Genomic DNA, 15,922 nt, shown 5'->3' on the forward strand with positions numbered 1-15,922 from the left:
TGATTTGCGGCTGCAAATCGGTGAGGGGGCGCTGCTGCAACGAGAGACCGTAACCCCTCACCCGGCGCTACGCGCCGACCTCTCCCAAGGGAGAGGTGAACCTTCACCGCGGCTCCAGTTCAACACGATGTCACCCTGCACTGAATTCCGGCGCACATGAGCCTGTTTGTCTTACGGCGGATCCTGACACTGGTGGCGACACTGTTTGCCGCCTCGCTCATCATTTTCCTCGTGCTGGACGCGCTGCCGGGCAACGCCGCGCAGATGCTGATGGGTGCCGATGCCTCGCCCGACGCGGTCCGCGCGCTCACCGTCAAGCTCGGGCTCGACCAGCCGCTGACCTACCGCTATTTGCTCTGGATCAAGGGCATGGCGGTCGGTGACCTCGGTAGCAGCTATGTCTACGGCACACCGGTCGCCGGCCTGATCGCGGAGCGGCTGGTGCTGACCGTGCCGCTCGCGATGATGTCCATGCTGATCACGGTGGTGCTGGCGCTCGCTGCCGGTATCTACACCGCCGCCAATCACAACAAGCTCGGCGACGTCGGCGTGATGTCGCTGACCCAGGTCGGCATCGCGCTGCCGAATTTCTGGTTCGCGATCCTTCTGATCCTGCTGTTCGCAGTGAAGCTGCAATGGCTGTCGGCGGGTGGGTTCGCCGGCTGGGACGACGGCATCTGGCTGGGTATCCGCTCGCTGCTGCTGCCGTCGATCTCGCTCGCCGTGGTGCAGGCCGCAATCCTCGCCCGCGTCACGCGCTCCGCGGTGCTGGAGGTGTTGCGCGAGGATTTCGTCCGCACCGCGCGCGCCAAGGGGCTCGGCAAGCGCGAGGTGTTGTGGCGCCACGTGCTGCGCAACGCCATGATCCCGGTCATGACGGTGATGGGCCTGCAATTCGCCAATCTGCTCGCCGGCACCATCGTGATTGAGAACGTGTTCTATCTGCCGGGTCTCGGCCGCCTGATCTTTCAGTCGATCGCCAACCGCGACCTGATCGTGGTGCGCAATTGCGTGATGCTGCTGGCGGCGATGGTCGTAACAGTCAATTTCGTGGTCGATGTGCTCTATGCCTTCATCGATCCGCGCATCAAGGTCGGCAACCTGTGAGCGCGCCGCTGACCGTTCCCGCCGATGTCCCGGCGATTGCGCCCGGTGCGAAGCCGGCAACAGGCTTCTGGCGGCGAGCGCTGCGCCATCGCAGCTTCATGCTGGGGGCTGCACTCAGCCTGCTGGTGCTCGGAGCGGCCCTGCTGTCGCTGGTGTGGACGCCGTGGTCGGCCTACGACATCGACGTCGCCTCGAAGCTGCACCCGCCCTCGGCCGCGCATTGGCTCGGCACCGACGTGCTCGGCCGCGACATCGTCTCGCTGCTGCTGGTCGGGGCGCGCTCCACCATCGTGGTCGGCGTCATCGCGGTCGGCATCGGCCTCACCTTCGGCGTCTGCCTTGGGTTGATCGCGGCCGCGCGCAAGGGCTGGACCGCGGAACTCATCATGCGGATGAGCGATTTCACCTTTGCCTTTCCCGCCGTGCTCTCAGCGATCATGCTCGCCGCCGTCGTCGGTCCCGGCATGCTGACTTCAATCACCGCGATTGGCATCTTCCAGATCCCGATTTTCGTCCGCGTCACGCGCGGATCGGCCAACGCGATCTGGGCGCGCGAGTTCATCCTCGCCGCGCGCGCCGCCGGCAAGGGTGGTTTCCGCATCACCATCGAGCACGTGCTGCCGAATATCCTGTCGATCCTGATCGTGCAGGCGACGATCCAGTTCGCCCTCGCGATCCTCGCCGAGGCGGCCCTGTCCTATCTCGGCCTCGGCACCCAGCCGCCGCAGCCATCCTGGGGACGCATGCTGAACGACGCGCAGACGCTGCTGTTCCAGTCGCCAATGCTCGCGGTCTATCCGGGCGCCGCCATCGCGATCGCGGTACTCGGCCTCAACCTGCTCGGCGACGGGCTGCGCGATCTGCTCGATCCACGGCTGGCACGGGAGCGTTGAGCATGAGCAAGGCAAACGCACCGTTGATCGAGGTGAGCGATCTCGGCGTCAGGCTGAACACCAGCCGCGGCCCGGCGCGGGCCGTTCGCGGCGTCAGCTTCTCGCTCCGGCGCGGCGAGACGCTGGGGCTGGTCGGCGAATCCGGCTGCGGCAAGTCGGTCACTGCGCTGGCCCTGATGGGACTGTTGCCCGACAGCGCTGTCGTCAGCGGCAGCATCCGGCTCGATGGCGCTGAGCTCGTCGGCCTGTCCGATGCTGATTACTGCAAACTGCGCGGCAACCGCATCAGCATGATCTTCCAGGAGCCGATGACCGCACTCAATCCGATGCACACGATCGGACGGCAGGTGGCCGAGCCGCTGCGCCGGCACACCGGTTGCTCGGCGAGCGAAGCGCGAAAGGAGGCGATTGCCTTGCTCGATCGCGTCGGCTTGCCGGATGCCGCTAAGCGTGTCGATGCCTATCCGCATCAGTTCTCCGGCGGCCAGCGCCAGCGCATCACGATTGCGATGGCGCTCGCCTGCCAGCCCGACGTGCTGATCGCCGACGAGCCGACCACCGCGCTCGACGTCACGATCCAGGGACAGATCCTCGATCTGATCGCAGATCTGGTCGAGGAGCGCGGCATGTCGATGATCCTGATCTCGCATGATCTCGGCGTGATCGCCGAGAACGTCCAGCGCATGATGGTGATGTATGGCGGCACCGTCGTCGAAAGTGGCGCCACCGACGCCGTGTTCACCCGGATGGGCCATCCTTACACGCAGGGTCTGTTCCGCGCCCGCCCGCGGCTTGGCGCACGCAAGGGCACGCGGCTCAAGACCATCGCCGGCACCGTGCCGGAGCTTGCCGATCTGCCCGAGGGGTGCACCTTCGCGGATCGCTGCACGATCGTCGACGCGCGCTGCCGCGTGGCGCTGCCGGCGGTGGTGGATGTCGGCGCGGCTCATGACGTGCGCTGCCTGAGGACCGACGTTTCGATGGCCGAGGCCGCCGGAGGTGTCCGCACGTGACCACGCTCGACCAGCCCTCGTCCGCGCGTGAGACTCCGCTCCTCGAGGTGAAGGATCTCGTGCAGCGCTACGCGCTGCCGCGGGAAAGCCTGTTCAAGCCGGCGACGCAGGTGCACGCGCTCAATGGCGTGACGGCGCGGGTCACTGCCGGCAAGAGCCTCGGCGTGGTCGGCGAGTCCGGCTCGGGCAAATCGACCTTTGCGCGGCTGGTGATGGCGCTGGAGCGGCCGACGTCGGGGCAGGTCTTGCTGCTCGGGCGCGACCTCAACCAGATGCGCCCCGATGAGCTGCGCCGCGCTCGGCGGGATTTCCAGATGGTGTTCCAGGATCCCTATGGGTCGCTCGATCCGCGGCAGACCATTGCGCGCATCGTCGCCGAGCCGTTGACGGCGCTCGGGCGGATCGACCGCGCCGCCTTGCGCGAGCGGGTCGCGGCGGTGCTACGGCAGGTCGGGCTGCGCGATGCCGACATGGACAAGTTCCCGCATGAATTCTCCGGCGGCCAGCGCCAGCGCATAGCGATCGCACGCGCGCTGATTACCCAGCCGAAGCTGATCGTCGCCGACGAGCCGGTGTCCGCGCTCGATGTCTCCGTGCAGGCGCAGGTGCTGAACCTGATGCAGGACCTGCAGGACGAGTTCGGATTGAGCTACGTCCTGATCAGCCACGATCTCGCCGTGGTCGATCTGCTCTGCGACGAGATCGCGGTGATGTATCTCGGAAGGATCGTGGAGCAGGGAAGTCCAGACGATCTGTTTGCGCACAGCGCCCACCCTTACACGCGCGCGTTGCTCGAGGCGGTGCCGCGGGCGCGGGTCGGCGGCGTCCGCCGGCGCCTCCGCGCGCAGGCGATCGCCTCGCAATCGTCAGGGGCGGCGGGCTGCCCCTATGTGTCCCGCTGTGCGCTGGCCGACCGGCATTGTCGCGAGGCCGCGCCTGCGCTACGCCCGGTGGGCCAAGCCCATCTGGCCGCATGCCACCACGCCGAGGCGGTGATGGCGCTGCCGGCCGCGACGGCGGAGGCCGGTTAGCGTTTGGCGCGGGATTGGCCTAGTTTGACAAAATAAGACGTCCGGGGAGCAAACCAATGTTGAAGAAATTGTCTGTTATCGCGGCGGCGGTCGCATTTGCCGCGGCGCCATTGCCGAGCCTGGCGCAGGGCAAGAAGGACAGCGTCGTGATGGGCATGACGCTGGAGCCGCCGGGGCTCGACCCGACCACCGCTGCCGCAGCGGCGATTGCCGAAGTCACGCTCTATAACGTCTATGAGACGCTGACCAAGATCAACGAGGACGGCTCGGTGTCGCCGTTGCTCGCGGAGAGCTGGCAAGCCTCGCCCGATCTGAAGACCTACACATTCAAGCTGCGCAAAGGCGTCAAATTCCAGAATGGCGAGCCGTTCAATTCGGCGGCGGTGAAGTTCTCCTACGATCGCGCCGGCGCGCCGACCTCCACCAACAAGGACAAGAGCCTGTACCAGGCCTTCGAGGCGGTGACGGCGCCCGATGCTGACACGGTCGTGGTCGCGCTGAAATATTCCGAGCCGGACCTGCCGTTCCTGCTCGGGCAGGCGACCGGTGCGATCGTCGAGCCGAAGAGCGCGCCGACCGACGCGACGCAGCCGGTCGGCACCGGGCCTTATACGCTCGGCGCCTGGGCCAAGGGCTCATCGATCACGCTCGTGAAATGGCCGGATTACCGCAACGCGGCTGCGATCAAGCTGGCCAAAGTGACGATCCGCTTCATCGGCGATCCCGCCGCGCAGGTGGCGGCACTGCTGTCCGGCGACGTCGACGTCTTCCCGCGGGTTGCGGCGGCACGCAGCCTGGCGCAGTTCAAGGCCGATCCGCGCTTTACCGTGCTGATCGGCGGCTCCAAGGCGAAAACCATCGTCGGCATCAACGAGCGCAAGAAGCCGCTCGATGACGTGCGGGTTCGTCGCGCCATCCTCGCCGCCATCGACCGCAAGGCGATGATCGACGGCGCGGTCGACGGTTTCGGCACGCCGATCGGCAGCTTCTACACGCCGGGGTCGCTCGGTTATGTCGACACCACCGCGATCAATCCCTACGATCCGGACAAGGCCAAGAAGCTGCTCGCCGAGGCCGGCGTCACCACGCCGCTCGAGCTCAGCCTCAAGCTGCCGCCGCCGCCATACGCGCGGCAGGGCGGCGAGATCCTTGCCGCTCAACTCGCCAAGGTCGGCATCGTCGCCAAGATCGAGAACGTGGAATGGGCCCAGTGGCTGTCGCAGGTGTTCACCGGCCCGCACAATTACGACCTCACCATCGTCTCGCATGTCGAGCCGTTCGATCTCGTGAAGCTGACCGAGCCGGACTACTATCTCGGCTACAGGTCCGAGGCGTTCAATGCGCTCTACCGGCAGATCATGGCGACGCCGACCGAAGCCGATCGCGCCAAGCTGCTCGGCGATGCGCAGCACATGCTGGCGACCGACGCCGTGGCCGGCTTCCTGTTCCAGCCGCAATGGATCACCGTCACCAGCAAGAAGCTGAAGGGCGTATGGAAGGAAGTCCCGCAGTTCGAGAACGACTTTTCCGCGTGGTCGTGGGAGTAGTTGCAGGAGCGTGCGCGCTCCTCAACGCGCAGCACTCGCTGAAGGTCTCGACCTCCCGCCCCTCATGGTGAGGAGCGCGGAACGCGCGTCTCGAACCATGAGGCCCCACCTGAGGCCTACATCCTTCGAGACGCCCGCGTTCCGCGGGCTCTCAGGATGAGGGCGCAGGTGTTTGCCGCACTTGGAACTAACCCGTCTGCCCGCTGCCCACATCGACGATCGCGCGCGCGACCTTTGCGATCGCCTCGTTGCATTGGGCCGCATCGACCTTGGTGTCGGTCAGATAGACCGTCACCACGACCGGCTTGCGGCCGGGCGGCCAGAACACGCCAATGTCGTTGGCGGTGCCGCGCTCGCCGGTGCCGGTCTTGTCCGCAACGCGCCAGTCATGCGGGACGCCGGCGCGCAGACGTGCGCCGCCGGTCTTGTTGCCGACCATCCAGTCCGTCAGCGTCTGCCGCGAATTCGCCGACAGCGTGTCGCCGAGAAGCACGCGCTGCAAGTTCTTCAGCATGGCGGCCGGGCTCGTGGTGTCGCGCGGGTCACCGGGCGTGCCTTCGTTCAACGCCACCTCCCAGCGGTCCAGCCGGCTGACATTGTCGCCGATCGAACGGAAGAAGTTGGTGAGCCCCGCTGGACCGCCGATCTCGCGCAGCAACATGTTGCCGGCGGTGTTGTCGCTCTGCGTGATCGCGGCCTCGCAGATTTCGGCCAGCGTCATGCCTGACGCTACTCGCTCCTTGGTCACCGGTGAGTAAGGCTGAATGTCCTTGGCCTCGAACTGGATATGTTGATCGAGGCTGGATTGGCCGCGATCGACCCGGCGCAACACAGCGGCCGATGCCAGCGCCTTGAAGGTGCTGCACATCGGAAAGCGTTCGTTGCCGCGCAGGCTGGCGCGCAGCCCCGTCTCGGTGTCGAGCACTGCGACCCCGAGCCGTCCGCCGGTTCCCTGCGCGATGCGCGCGAGCTCCTGCTGCAGCCGCTGCGTCAGGGCGGCGGCGGTTTCCGCTGCCGCGCTTTGCCGCGGCAAGGTGCAGGACATTGCGAGGCCCAGGGCGCGCAGTCCAAATGTCCGTCTCGTCAACATGTCTCGTCTCCGTTGGCGGCGCGAACCTGCCGAACCGGGTGACGGCGTACAAACGATCATTTATACAGCGAGGCATGAGAAAAACTTGGTCTTGATATCGTGCGCCGCCACCTCCCGCTGAACGCGTTGCGCGCCTTTGAGGCGTCGGCGCGGTTGTTGAGCTTCACTCGCGCCGGGCTGGAGCTGCGCGTGACGCAGACCGCGATCAGCCACCAGGTCAAGCAGCTCGAGGACATGCTGGGCGCCAGCTTGTTCCGCCGCCTGCCGCGCGGCCTCGTGCTCACCGACGAGGGCCTGGCATTGCTGCCGGTGCTCTCCGACGCGCTCGATCGCATCGACGCGGCGATCGACCGAATCGAAGCAAAGGGCACACGCGAGGTCGTCACCGTCGGCTGCGTCGCGACCTTTGCAACCGGATGGCTGTTGCAGCGGATCGAGCGCTTCAAGCGCGCTCATCCCTATATCGACCTGCGTCTTTTGACCAACAACAACCGCGTCGACATCGCCGGCGACGGGCTCGATCTCGCGCTTCGCTTCGGCGACGGCTCCTGGCACGGCACCGAGGCGATCCATCTTCTTTCCGCGCCGCTCTCGCCGGTGTGCCGGCCCGACGTCGTGGACCGGCTGCGCAAGCCTGCCGACCTTGCCCAGGAATTCCTGCTGCGTTCCTACCGCGCCGAGGAATGGCCGCTGTGGTTTGCCGTCGCCGGTGCGCCATGTCCCAAAATCCAGGGACCGATCTTCGACAGCTCGGTTGCGATGGCCGAGGCGGCGGCGCGGGGCGTCGGCGTCGGCCTGGTGCCGGTCGCGATGTTCGAGAACGAATTGACCTCGGGCCGGCTGGTGCGGCCATTCGCTGCCGAGGTTCCGGCGGGGTCGTACTGGCTCACCTGGCTGAAGTCGAAGGACATGACGCCGGGTATGCGCGCGTTTCGCGACTGGATGATCGAGACGTTGCGGGCGGATGCGCGTGAGGCGGAGGAGGTGAGGGCGGCGGCGCCTGCTCAAGCACCGAAGGTAAAGGCCAAGTCAAGGACTACAGCGAAAGCGAAGGTCGTAAGGAAGCGACGAGTTAGCTTGCGTTGATGTGACGCGAACCGCTTCGACAGTCGCTACTGTGCTCCCTTTCCCGCTTGCGGGGCGGGCGGGTGTAGGCTCATCGGCCATGACGTGGAAACGTCGGTTATAGACGCGCGCGAATGCCATATGCCCCTCTGGGACGAGCGCGGCATCTGGGTGATTTCGGAATATTGGAAATATATTCGCGAGTTGCCCGACGTGTCAAGCAGTCTGGCCGAACGCCGGCTACTTTGCATGGGGTTGTTTTCGATGTTTTGACAACGCGCCTCCCCCTTGCGAGGCCCGCAAGCGGGAGAGGCGATACGACGAGTTTGCGGCAACAGCTCCGACTCACGCCAGATGGCACGCCACAAAGTGCCCGTTGGCGCCCTGCCGCAATTCCGGTGCGCTCTGCCGGCAGCGCGCTTCGGCGATCGGGCAGCGGGTGTGGAAGTGGCAGCCTTGCGGCGGCTTCATCGGGCTCGGCACGTCGCCCTTGAGGCGGATGCGCTCGCGCTTTGCCTTGGGATCCGGCACCGGCACCGCGGAGAGCAGCGCCCTGGTGTAGGGATGCTGCGGGTTGCGGTAGAGGTCGTTAGCCTTGGCAAGCTCGACGATGCGGCCAAGATACATCACCGCAACGCGGTCGGAGATGTGCTCCACCACAGACAGGTCGTGGGCGACGAACAGATAGGTGAGGTTCAGCTCGGCTTGCAGGTCCTCCAGCAGATTGATCACCTGCGCCTGGATCGAGACGTCGAGCGCCGACACCGGCTCGTCGCAGACCAGGAGCTTGGGCTCCAGCGCCAGCGCCCTTGCGATTGCGATGCGCTGGCGTTGGCCGCCGGAGAATTCATGCGGGTAGCGCTGCATGTGCTCGGCCTTCAGCCCGACCTTGACCAGCAGGGCAGCGACGCGTTCCTCCCGCTCGCTCGCCGAAGCGGCGAGGTTATGGATGATGAAGGGTTCGCCGAGGATCGCACCGATCGTCATGCGCGGATTGAGCGAGGCGAACGGGTCCTGGAACACGAGCTGCATGTTGCGCCGCATGGCGCGCAGGTCGCCGGCGCCGAGGCCGGTCACGCTCTTGCCGTCGAACACTACTTCGCCCGATGTCGGCTCGATCAAGCGCAGCACGCAGCGGCCGGTGGTGGACTTGCCGCAACCGGATTCTCCGACCAATCCCAGCGTCTCGCCGCGGTTGACCGAGAACGACACGCCGTCGACCGCGTAGACCTGTCCGATCTCGCGCGACAACAGGCCACCCAGCACCGGAAAATGTTTCTTGAGATCGGTGACGCGCAGCAGCGGTTCGCTCATGATGCGTCTCCGAGGTGGCAGGCCATGCGATGGCCGGGTGCGATCTCGCGCAAGCGCGGCTCCTTCTCGGTGCAGATGCTCATGGCATGGCGGCAGCGCGGCGCGAAGCGGCATCCGGGCGGCGGATTGATCAGGATCGGCACCGAGCCGGCGATCGTCTCCAGCCGTGTCTTGTGCTCGGCGTCGAGATCGATGCGCGGGATCGAGCGGATCAGGCCTTGCGTGTAGGGATGGCCCGGATTGCCGAATAGCTCGTCGACCGGTGCTTCCTCCACCACCTTGCCGGCATACATCACGACGACGCGCTGCGCGGTTTCGGCGACCACGCCCATCGCATGGGTGATCAGCATCACCGCCATGCCGAAGCGCTCCTTCATGTCCTGCAAGAGGTCGAGGATCTGCGCCTGGATGGTGACGTCGAGCGCGGTGGTCGGCTCGTCGGCGATCACGAGCTTGGGCCGGCACGCCAGCGCCATCGCGATCATGACGCGCTGGCGCATGCCGCCGGAGAACTGGTGCGGATAATGATGCACGCGGCCTTCGGCATTGGGGATCTGGACCAGCTTCAGCATCTCGATGGTGCGCTCGAGCGCCTGCTTCTTGGTGACCGCCTCGTGGCGGCGCAGGCTCTCGGCGATCTGCTCGCCGATGGTCAGCACCGGATTGAGCGAGGTCATCGGCTCCTGGAAGATGAAGCCGATCTCCTTGGCTCTGATGTCGTCGAGCTGCTTGCTGCTCAGTGGCACCAGGTCGCGGCCCTCGAACATGATCTGGCCCGCGACGATGCGGCCGGGGGGCATCGCGATCAGCTTCAGGATCGACATCGCGGTGACGGTCTTGCCGCAGCCGGATTCGCCGACGACGCAGAGCGTCTCGCCCTTGTTGATGCTGATGTCGACGCCGTCGACCGCCTGCAGGATGCCGGCGTCGGTTGCGAAATGGGTCTTCAGGCCTTTGATCTCGAGCAGCGCCATCAGATCACCTTGCGCGCGTCGAGCGCATCACGCAGCCCGTCGCCGATGAAGTTGATGGCGACCACCGCGATGAAGATCGCGCCGCCCGGGAACAGCGCCCAGTGCGGGCCGATGTCGAGAAAGTCCTTGGCGTCATAGAGAATGCGGCCCCAGGTGGGAGTATCGGGCGGAAAGCCGAGGCCGAGGAACGACAGCGTCGACTCCGCGATGATGGCGGCGGCGACGTCGATCGTGCCGGCGATGATGACGGGCCCGAGCGCGTTGGGCAGAATGTGGCGCACCACCTGCCGCACCGGGCTGGCGCCGAGGGCTCGCGCAGCCTCGACGAATTCCTTCTCGCGCAACGACAGGAATTGGGCGCGCACCAGGCGCGCCACCGGCATCCAGCGCAATCCGCCGATGACCAGCACGATCAGGATGAAGATGCCGCCCTCCGGTCCAAACACCGTCTTGAGTCCGTCGCGGAACAGATAGATCAGCAGCAGCAGCAGCGGCAGTTGCGGCAACGACAGGAACAGGTCGGTGAGCCACATCAGGGCGTAGCCGAGCCCGCCGCGCGACATGCCGGCGAGCGCACCGATCAAGGTGCCGACGAACACCGAGACCAGCATCGCGGCGAGCCCGACCGCAAGCGAAATGCGGCCGCCATAGATCATGCGGGCCAGCAGGTCCTGGCCGAGGTCGTCGGTGCCGAAGGGATGTGCCAGCGACGGGCCTTGCAGGCCGGCCACGACGTCGATGTCGTTGATCGAGACGCGCCAGACCAGCGGGCCGATTACGACCGCCAGGATCAAAAGCAGCAGCAGCACGGCGCTGATCACCGCCGGCTTGTGCCGGCGATAGCGCCGCCAGGTCTCCCGTAACGGCGAGTAGCGTCGCCGATCAACGGAAGGAGATGCGAGGGTCAAGCCAGCCATAGAGGACATCTGCGATCAAGTTAAACAGCACCACGAGACACGCGAAGACGAAGGTCACGGCCATCACGACCGGCGTGTCATTGGCGAGGATGGAGGAAATCAAAAGCGAGCCGATGCCCGGAATGCGGAAGATCTGCTCGGTGACGATGGCGCCGCCGAACACCGCGGGCATCTGCAGCGCGATCAGCGTGACGACCGGGATCATCGCGTTGCGCATCACGTGCTTGATGATCACCTTGGTCTGGCCGAGCCCCTTGGCGCGGGCGGTGGTGACGTAGTCGAGCCGGATCACGTCGAGCATCGCCGAGCGCACAAAGCGCGTCATCGACGCCGCCTGGAACAGGCCGAGCACCATCACCGGCATGATCGCCTGCCGGATCGTCTCCAGCAGCCAGGGAATCCCGGTCCCCGGCACATCGGTGTAGACGAACGGCAGCCAGTCCAGCTTCACCGAGAAGATCAGGATGAACAGGATGCCGGTGAAGAAAGTCGGCAGCGAGAAGCCGATGAAGGCGAAGGTGTTGGCGAGGCTGTCGAACAGCGAATAGGGGCGGGTGGCGGCATAGACGCCGACCGGGATCGCGACCAGCAGCGCCAGGATCTGCGCCGAGCCGATCACATAGAGCGTCGCCGGGAGCCGCTGCAGGATCAGCGTGTCGACATCGACCCGACTGACAAAGGAGAATCCCCAGTCGCCGTGGGCCATGGCGGATAGCCAGTGCAGATAGCGAAGATAGATCGGGTCATCGAGCCCGAACTTGGCCCGCAGCGCGGCCTGCACCTCGGGCGGCACGTTCGGATTGGTGGCGAGCTCGCCGAACGGGTCGCCCGGCGCGAGCGCGAGCACCACGAACAGCACGAGCGAGATCCCGAGCAGGCTCGGGATCGCGATCATCAGGCGACGCAGGATGTACTGACTCATAAAGAAATCATCCGACTAACGGTCTCGCATACAGCGTGATGATTTTGCTTCCAGCCGAAAGACGCGCTTCACCTTGCCCCGCGTGCGGGGAGAGGTCGGAATTCAAGCGCAGCTTGAATTCCGGGTGAGGGGGACTCTCCACGAACTCACCTTTCACGGCATTTGCGGTTAAAGTTCCTCTCCCCGTAAGAACGGGGAGAGGAAGAAGGTGCACGCATTCAACTCCGGACCGGTCCCGTGGCTCAGGTTTCCCGGTACCAGTCTTGCAGATTATCGGTCTGGTTGGCCCAGCCGGAGAGCGCGGGCCGCAGCGTATTGGAGCAGGCTTCGACCGCGAGGCGGTGCATCACGGGAATCATCACCGTGTTCTCCCACAACAGGTCGTTACACTTGATATAGAGGTCGGCGCGCTTGAGCGGATCGGTCTCGACATCCGCCGCATCGATCGCGGCATCGTAGTCCTTGTTGACCCAGCGCGGGAAATTCTGGCCCTGCCACTTGTTCTCCTTGGTGGCGACGTTGCGCGAGATGTACCGGCGCATGTGCAGGGCGGGATCGGGCTGGGTCATCGGGATCTGGAACATCTCGATGTCGGCGTAGAACTTGGAGTAGGTGTCGGGATTGGCGACGTCGGAGGAGAAGAACACCGAGGCCACCACAGATTTCAGCTCAACGTCAATGCCGGCCTTCTGGCAGGCCTGCTTGACGATCGCCTGGGTCTTCTGACGCGGTCCGTTGATCGAGGTCTGGTAAAGCAGCTTGAGCCGCTTGCCGTCCTTCTCACGGATGCCGTCGGATCCTGCTTTCCAGCCGGCCTGTTCCAGAAGCTGGCTCGCCTTCTCGATGTTGAACTCCCATTTGGTGTTCTTGGAGACGAACTCCTCGGGGCCGTTGAGATAGTTCGCGGTGGTGCGTCCGGCGCGGCCGTAGATCACCTTCTTCACGGAGTCGCGGTCGACCAGCATCGCCAGCGCCTTGCGCACGGCGGGATCCGACAGGATCGGGTGCTTGGTCTTCATCGACGAACGCTCGCCGTCGACTTCGGTGTTGGGATCGGTGAAGTTGACCGCGATGAACTCGATGTCGCCGCCGACGGCATAAAGCGTCTTGCCCTTGCCGCCCTTTTCGAGGCGCAGCAGCACCTCGTCTTCGACCTGAATGTTCCAGGCGAAATCATATTCGCCGGTCTGGATCACCGCTCGCGCCGCCGAGACGGCATCGCCGCCGCCCTTCATCTCGATCGTGTCGAAATAGGGCCGGTTCGGCATGTGGTAATCGGGATTGATCTCGCCGCGCACCAGATCGCCCGGCTTGAACTCGATGAATTTGTAGGGGCCGGTGCCGACCGGCTTCAGATTGTTCGGCGCCTCGCGCGACTTGCCGCCCTTGTACTCGGCGAACAGATGCTTCGGAAGAATGCAGCCATAGGCACCGACAAAGGCGTTGGCCCAGAACGGCGTCGGCTTCTTGAAGTTGATCCGGACGGTGAGGTCGTCGACTTTTTCGACGGTCATGTCGGCGTAGGTGCCGCTGGAGACGGCCGCCGTCGCCGGATCGGTGGCATATTCCCAGTTGAACACGACGTCGTCGGCGGTGAACGGCTTGCCGTCGTGCCATTTGACGCCGGGCTTGAGCTTCCATGTCACCGTCTTGGCATCGGCGGAGAGCCCGCCGTTCTTGATCGAGGGGATCTCGGCGGCGAGGATAGGGTTGAGATGACCGTCGGCATCCCAGCTCGCGAGCGGTTCGTAGAAGATGCGCGAACCGTCCTGGTCCTTGGTGCCGGTCGCGAAATGCGGATTGAGCAGGGTGGGGCCCTGCCACCACAACAGTTTCAAGGGACCGCCGCCGCCGCGCTTGGTTGGCTTGTAGGGATTGGGGCTCTGCGCCATCGCGACACCGCCGATGGCGAGGATCTGGTTGGCCATCGGCGCGGTGAGGCCGACGGCAATCATCCGCTTGACGAAGGCGCGGCGGTCCATGCGTCCGCCCCTTACGTCGTCGATCATGCTCCGCAGGTCTTTGTCGAACATAGTCCCCTCGTCCGGTTCCGGTGATTGCGGCTGGCCGCTGGATTGGGCTGCCGGTTCATTTGGCCGCAGATGGCACACCGAATGACCGCGCAGGTCAACGCCTCACGCGGCGCAACCCATTCGTCTTTTGGCTATCGCTTGTGCAGGAGGCCACGTCGCCGCACATGGCTTCGGCATTTTCCGCGCCAAAGCATGCTCCCGCGCCCCGTAAGGTGCGGAAAATTTGTTCGTTATCCTTTGTTCTGATGCGTTTTTTTGGCGCGCGCCAAGCTTTACCCGGGATCATGTCCCGGGCCAGGTTCTGGATCAAATCCGGCGCGGACCGGCATACGATCCCGGTCCGCCTTGAGTCAAAGCCGGTGGTCAGGCCACTGACATGTCCAACGGCGGTGCAACATTCGCCGGCAGCGGGCTCACATAAGGTGTCCGCGTGGTCCGCTTCTTCAGGTCCGCCTTGGCGGCCTGGATCAGCTCGGGCTCCATCAGCGCCTTGACGCCGAGGCCAGCCATCGCCTTGGCCGCCTGCACCATCGCCTTGTGCGCCGCGGGCGTTTTGCCTTGCGCCACAACCTGCCAGGTGTGGAATGGGGTGCCGATTGCAACCGTCGGTGCATGGACCTGCACGGTCGGCACCACCCAGCTCACGTCGCCGACATCGGTGGAGCCGATCAGTGGATTGCGCTTGGCGTCGATCGGAACCAGGAAGTCGGCCAACGGCCGATCGGTCGGATCCATGCCGATTGCGTGATAGACCGAGGCGATGTCCTTCTCGGTCAGCGTCGCGCGGATCCTGCCGGCGAAATCCTTGTCGGCGTCGTCGAAATGTGGCGGGCCGAGATCTTCCATGATCCGGTGCAGCTCCTGCTCCAGCGGCGTGTTGGGCAGGATGTTGGAGACCGCGGAGATCACCTTCATCTCCACCCTGGTCTCGGTCATCAGCGCCGCGCCTTGCGCGATCTCGTGCACGCGCTCGACCAGCTCGTTCATGCCGGGCAGGTCGCGGGCGCGGATCGAATAGCGTACGCGGGCATGGGCCTGCACCACGTTGGGCGCGATCCCGCCGGTGTCGAGCAGCGCATAGTGCACGCGGGCGTCGCTCGGCATGTGCTCGCGCATGTAGTTGACGCCGACATTCATCAGTTCCACCGCATCGAGCGCGCTGCGGCCGAGATGCGGCGAGGCCGCGGCGTGCGAGGTGCGCCCGGTGAAAGTGAAGTCCGCGCGCGTGTTGGCGAGCGACGGCGTCACCGCCACCTCCCAGAAGCTGTGCGGATGCCAGGTGATGGCGATGTCGGTGTCGTCGAACGCGCCTGACCGTACCATGAAGGCCTTCGCGGCGCCGCCTTCCTCGGCGGGGCAGCCGTAATAGCGCACGCGCCCCGGCACCTTGTTGGCGGCGAGCCAGTCCTTCACCGCAGTGGCGGCGAGCAGGGCGGAGGAGCCGAGCAGATTGTGGCCGCAGCCATGACCGTGGCCGTTGGCCTCGATCGGGCGATGTTCGGCAACTCCGGCCTCCTGGCTGAGGCCGGGCAGCGCATCGTATTCGCCAAGGAAGGCGATCACAGGGCCGCCTTCGCCCCATTCGCCCATCAGCGCGGTCGGAATGCCGGCGACGTTCTCGGTGATGCGAAAGCCCTGATGCCGCAGTTCGGCCAGATGTTCGGCGGACGAGCGTGCCTCGGTGTAGCAGACCTCCGGCATTCCCCACACACGGTCGCTCAATTCGATGAAACGCGGCTTGATCGCGTCGACGCCACGCCAAACATCACTGCGGTTGTCCATTTGCTCCGGTCCTTGTACTTGCAAAGGCAAATCTGAAGCGCAAAAAGCTAGCAGCTTGCTGCGAGCCCGCCTAGCGCCGATCGGTAGACCAGCGTTTCGGCAGCGTCACGACTACGAATGACTGTAACCGCGAATTCCGTTCACCTCTCCCCGATGGGGAGAGGTCGATTTGCGCAGCAAATCGGGTGAGGGGCCGCAACTCTCACGAGAGACCCTAACCCCTCACCCGGCGCT

General features: G+C 65.2%; 13 protein-coding genes. 6 read left to right on the forward strand and 7 right to left on the reverse strand.

Annotation, left to right across the window (positions count from 1 at the left end):
* Positions 1-156 precede the first annotated feature (156 nt).
* The 5 genes from P6U30_RS07615 to P6U30_RS07635 are packed head-to-tail and all read left to right on the forward strand — an operon-like array spanning position 157 to position 5,591.
* Complete coding sequence (locus P6U30_RS07615; RefSeq protein WP_407168805.1) at positions 157-1,107, forward strand: ABC transporter permease; 951 nt, start codon at positions 157-159, stop codon at positions 1,105-1,107.
* Entirely contained in the window at positions 1,104-2,000 is an 897-nt protein-coding gene (locus P6U30_RS07620; RefSeq protein WP_407168806.1) for an ABC transporter permease, read from the forward strand. The genes P6U30_RS07615 and P6U30_RS07620 overlap by 4 nt, the downstream gene beginning before the upstream one ends.
* Positions 2,001-2,002: 2 nt before the next feature.
* Positions 2,003-3,013 (forward strand): ABC transporter ATP-binding protein, encoded by a 1,011-nt coding sequence (locus P6U30_RS07625; protein WP_407168807.1) that lies wholly within the window; start codon positions 2,003-2,005, stop codon positions 3,011-3,013.
* The gene (locus P6U30_RS07630) at positions 3,010-4,044 is read left to right on the forward strand and encodes an ABC transporter ATP-binding protein (RefSeq protein ID WP_407168808.1); all 1,035 of its coding nucleotides are present in this window, start codon (positions 3,010-3,012) and stop codon (positions 4,042-4,044) included. The genes P6U30_RS07625 and P6U30_RS07630 overlap by 4 nt, the downstream gene beginning before the upstream one ends.
* Positions 4,045-4,100: 56 nt before the next feature.
* The gene (locus P6U30_RS07635) at positions 4,101-5,591 is read left to right on the forward strand and encodes an ABC transporter substrate-binding protein (RefSeq protein ID WP_407168809.1); all 1,491 of its coding nucleotides are present in this window, start codon (positions 4,101-4,103) and stop codon (positions 5,589-5,591) included.
* A gap of 187 nt (positions 5,592-5,778) precedes the next feature.
* On the opposite strand, the gene bla is transcribed toward P6U30_RS07635, so the two are convergent.
* The gene (bla, locus tag P6U30_RS07640) at positions 5,779-6,681 is read right to left on the reverse strand and encodes a class A beta-lactamase (protein ID WP_407168810.1); all 903 of its coding nucleotides are present in this window, start codon (positions 6,679-6,681) and stop codon (positions 5,779-5,781) included.
* Between the two features lie 99 nt (positions 6,682-6,780).
* On the opposite strand from bla, the gene P6U30_RS07645 reads away from it, so the two are divergent.
* Complete coding sequence (locus P6U30_RS07645; protein ID WP_407168811.1) at positions 6,781-7,767, forward strand: LysR substrate-binding domain-containing protein; 987 nt, start codon at positions 6,781-6,783, stop codon at positions 7,765-7,767.
* A gap of 324 nt (positions 7,768-8,091) precedes the next feature.
* Here the strand turns inward: P6U30_RS07645 and P6U30_RS07650 are convergent, their stop codons facing one another.
* The 6 genes from P6U30_RS07650 to P6U30_RS07675 all read right to left on the reverse strand — a co-directional run bounded on the left by P6U30_RS07650 (position 8,092) and on the right by P6U30_RS07675 (position 15,688).
* Positions 8,092-9,060, reverse strand: a complete 969-nt coding sequence (locus tag P6U30_RS07650; protein ID WP_407168812.1) for an ABC transporter ATP-binding protein — start codon at positions 9,058-9,060, stop codon at positions 8,092-8,094.
* Positions 9,057-10,037, reverse strand: a complete 981-nt coding sequence (locus P6U30_RS07655; protein ID WP_407170395.1) for an ABC transporter ATP-binding protein — start codon at positions 10,035-10,037, stop codon at positions 9,057-9,059. Before P6U30_RS07655 ends, P6U30_RS07650 begins: the two co-directional genes overlap by 4 nt.
* A complete protein-coding gene (locus P6U30_RS07660; protein WP_407150760.1) occupies positions 10,034-10,951 on the reverse strand; it encodes an ABC transporter permease in 918 nt (305 codons plus the stop codon). Before P6U30_RS07660 ends, P6U30_RS07655 begins: the two co-directional genes overlap by 4 nt.
* Positions 10,917-11,873, reverse strand: coding sequence for an ABC transporter permease (locus P6U30_RS07665; RefSeq protein ID WP_407168813.1), 957 nt, complete (start codon positions 11,871-11,873; stop codon positions 10,917-10,919). Before P6U30_RS07665 ends, P6U30_RS07660 begins: the two co-directional genes overlap by 35 nt.
* A gap of 242 nt (positions 11,874-12,115) precedes the next feature.
* Positions 12,116-13,906, reverse strand: a complete 1,791-nt coding sequence (locus P6U30_RS07670) for a peptide ABC transporter substrate-binding protein (protein ID WP_407168814.1) — start codon at positions 13,904-13,906, stop codon at positions 12,116-12,118.
* A 363-nt stretch (positions 13,907-14,269) separates the two neighbouring features.
* On the reverse strand, positions 14,270-15,688 hold the full coding sequence (locus P6U30_RS07675; RefSeq protein ID WP_407168815.1) for a M20 family metallopeptidase: 1,419 nt from the start codon (positions 15,686-15,688) through the stop codon (positions 14,270-14,272).
* Positions 15,689-15,922 lie beyond the last annotated feature (234 nt).

It is taken from the genome of Bradyrhizobium sp. ORS 111 (genome assembly GCF_045571485.1).
Taxonomy (GTDB): Bacteria; Pseudomonadota; Alphaproteobacteria; order Rhizobiales; family Xanthobacteraceae; genus Bradyrhizobium.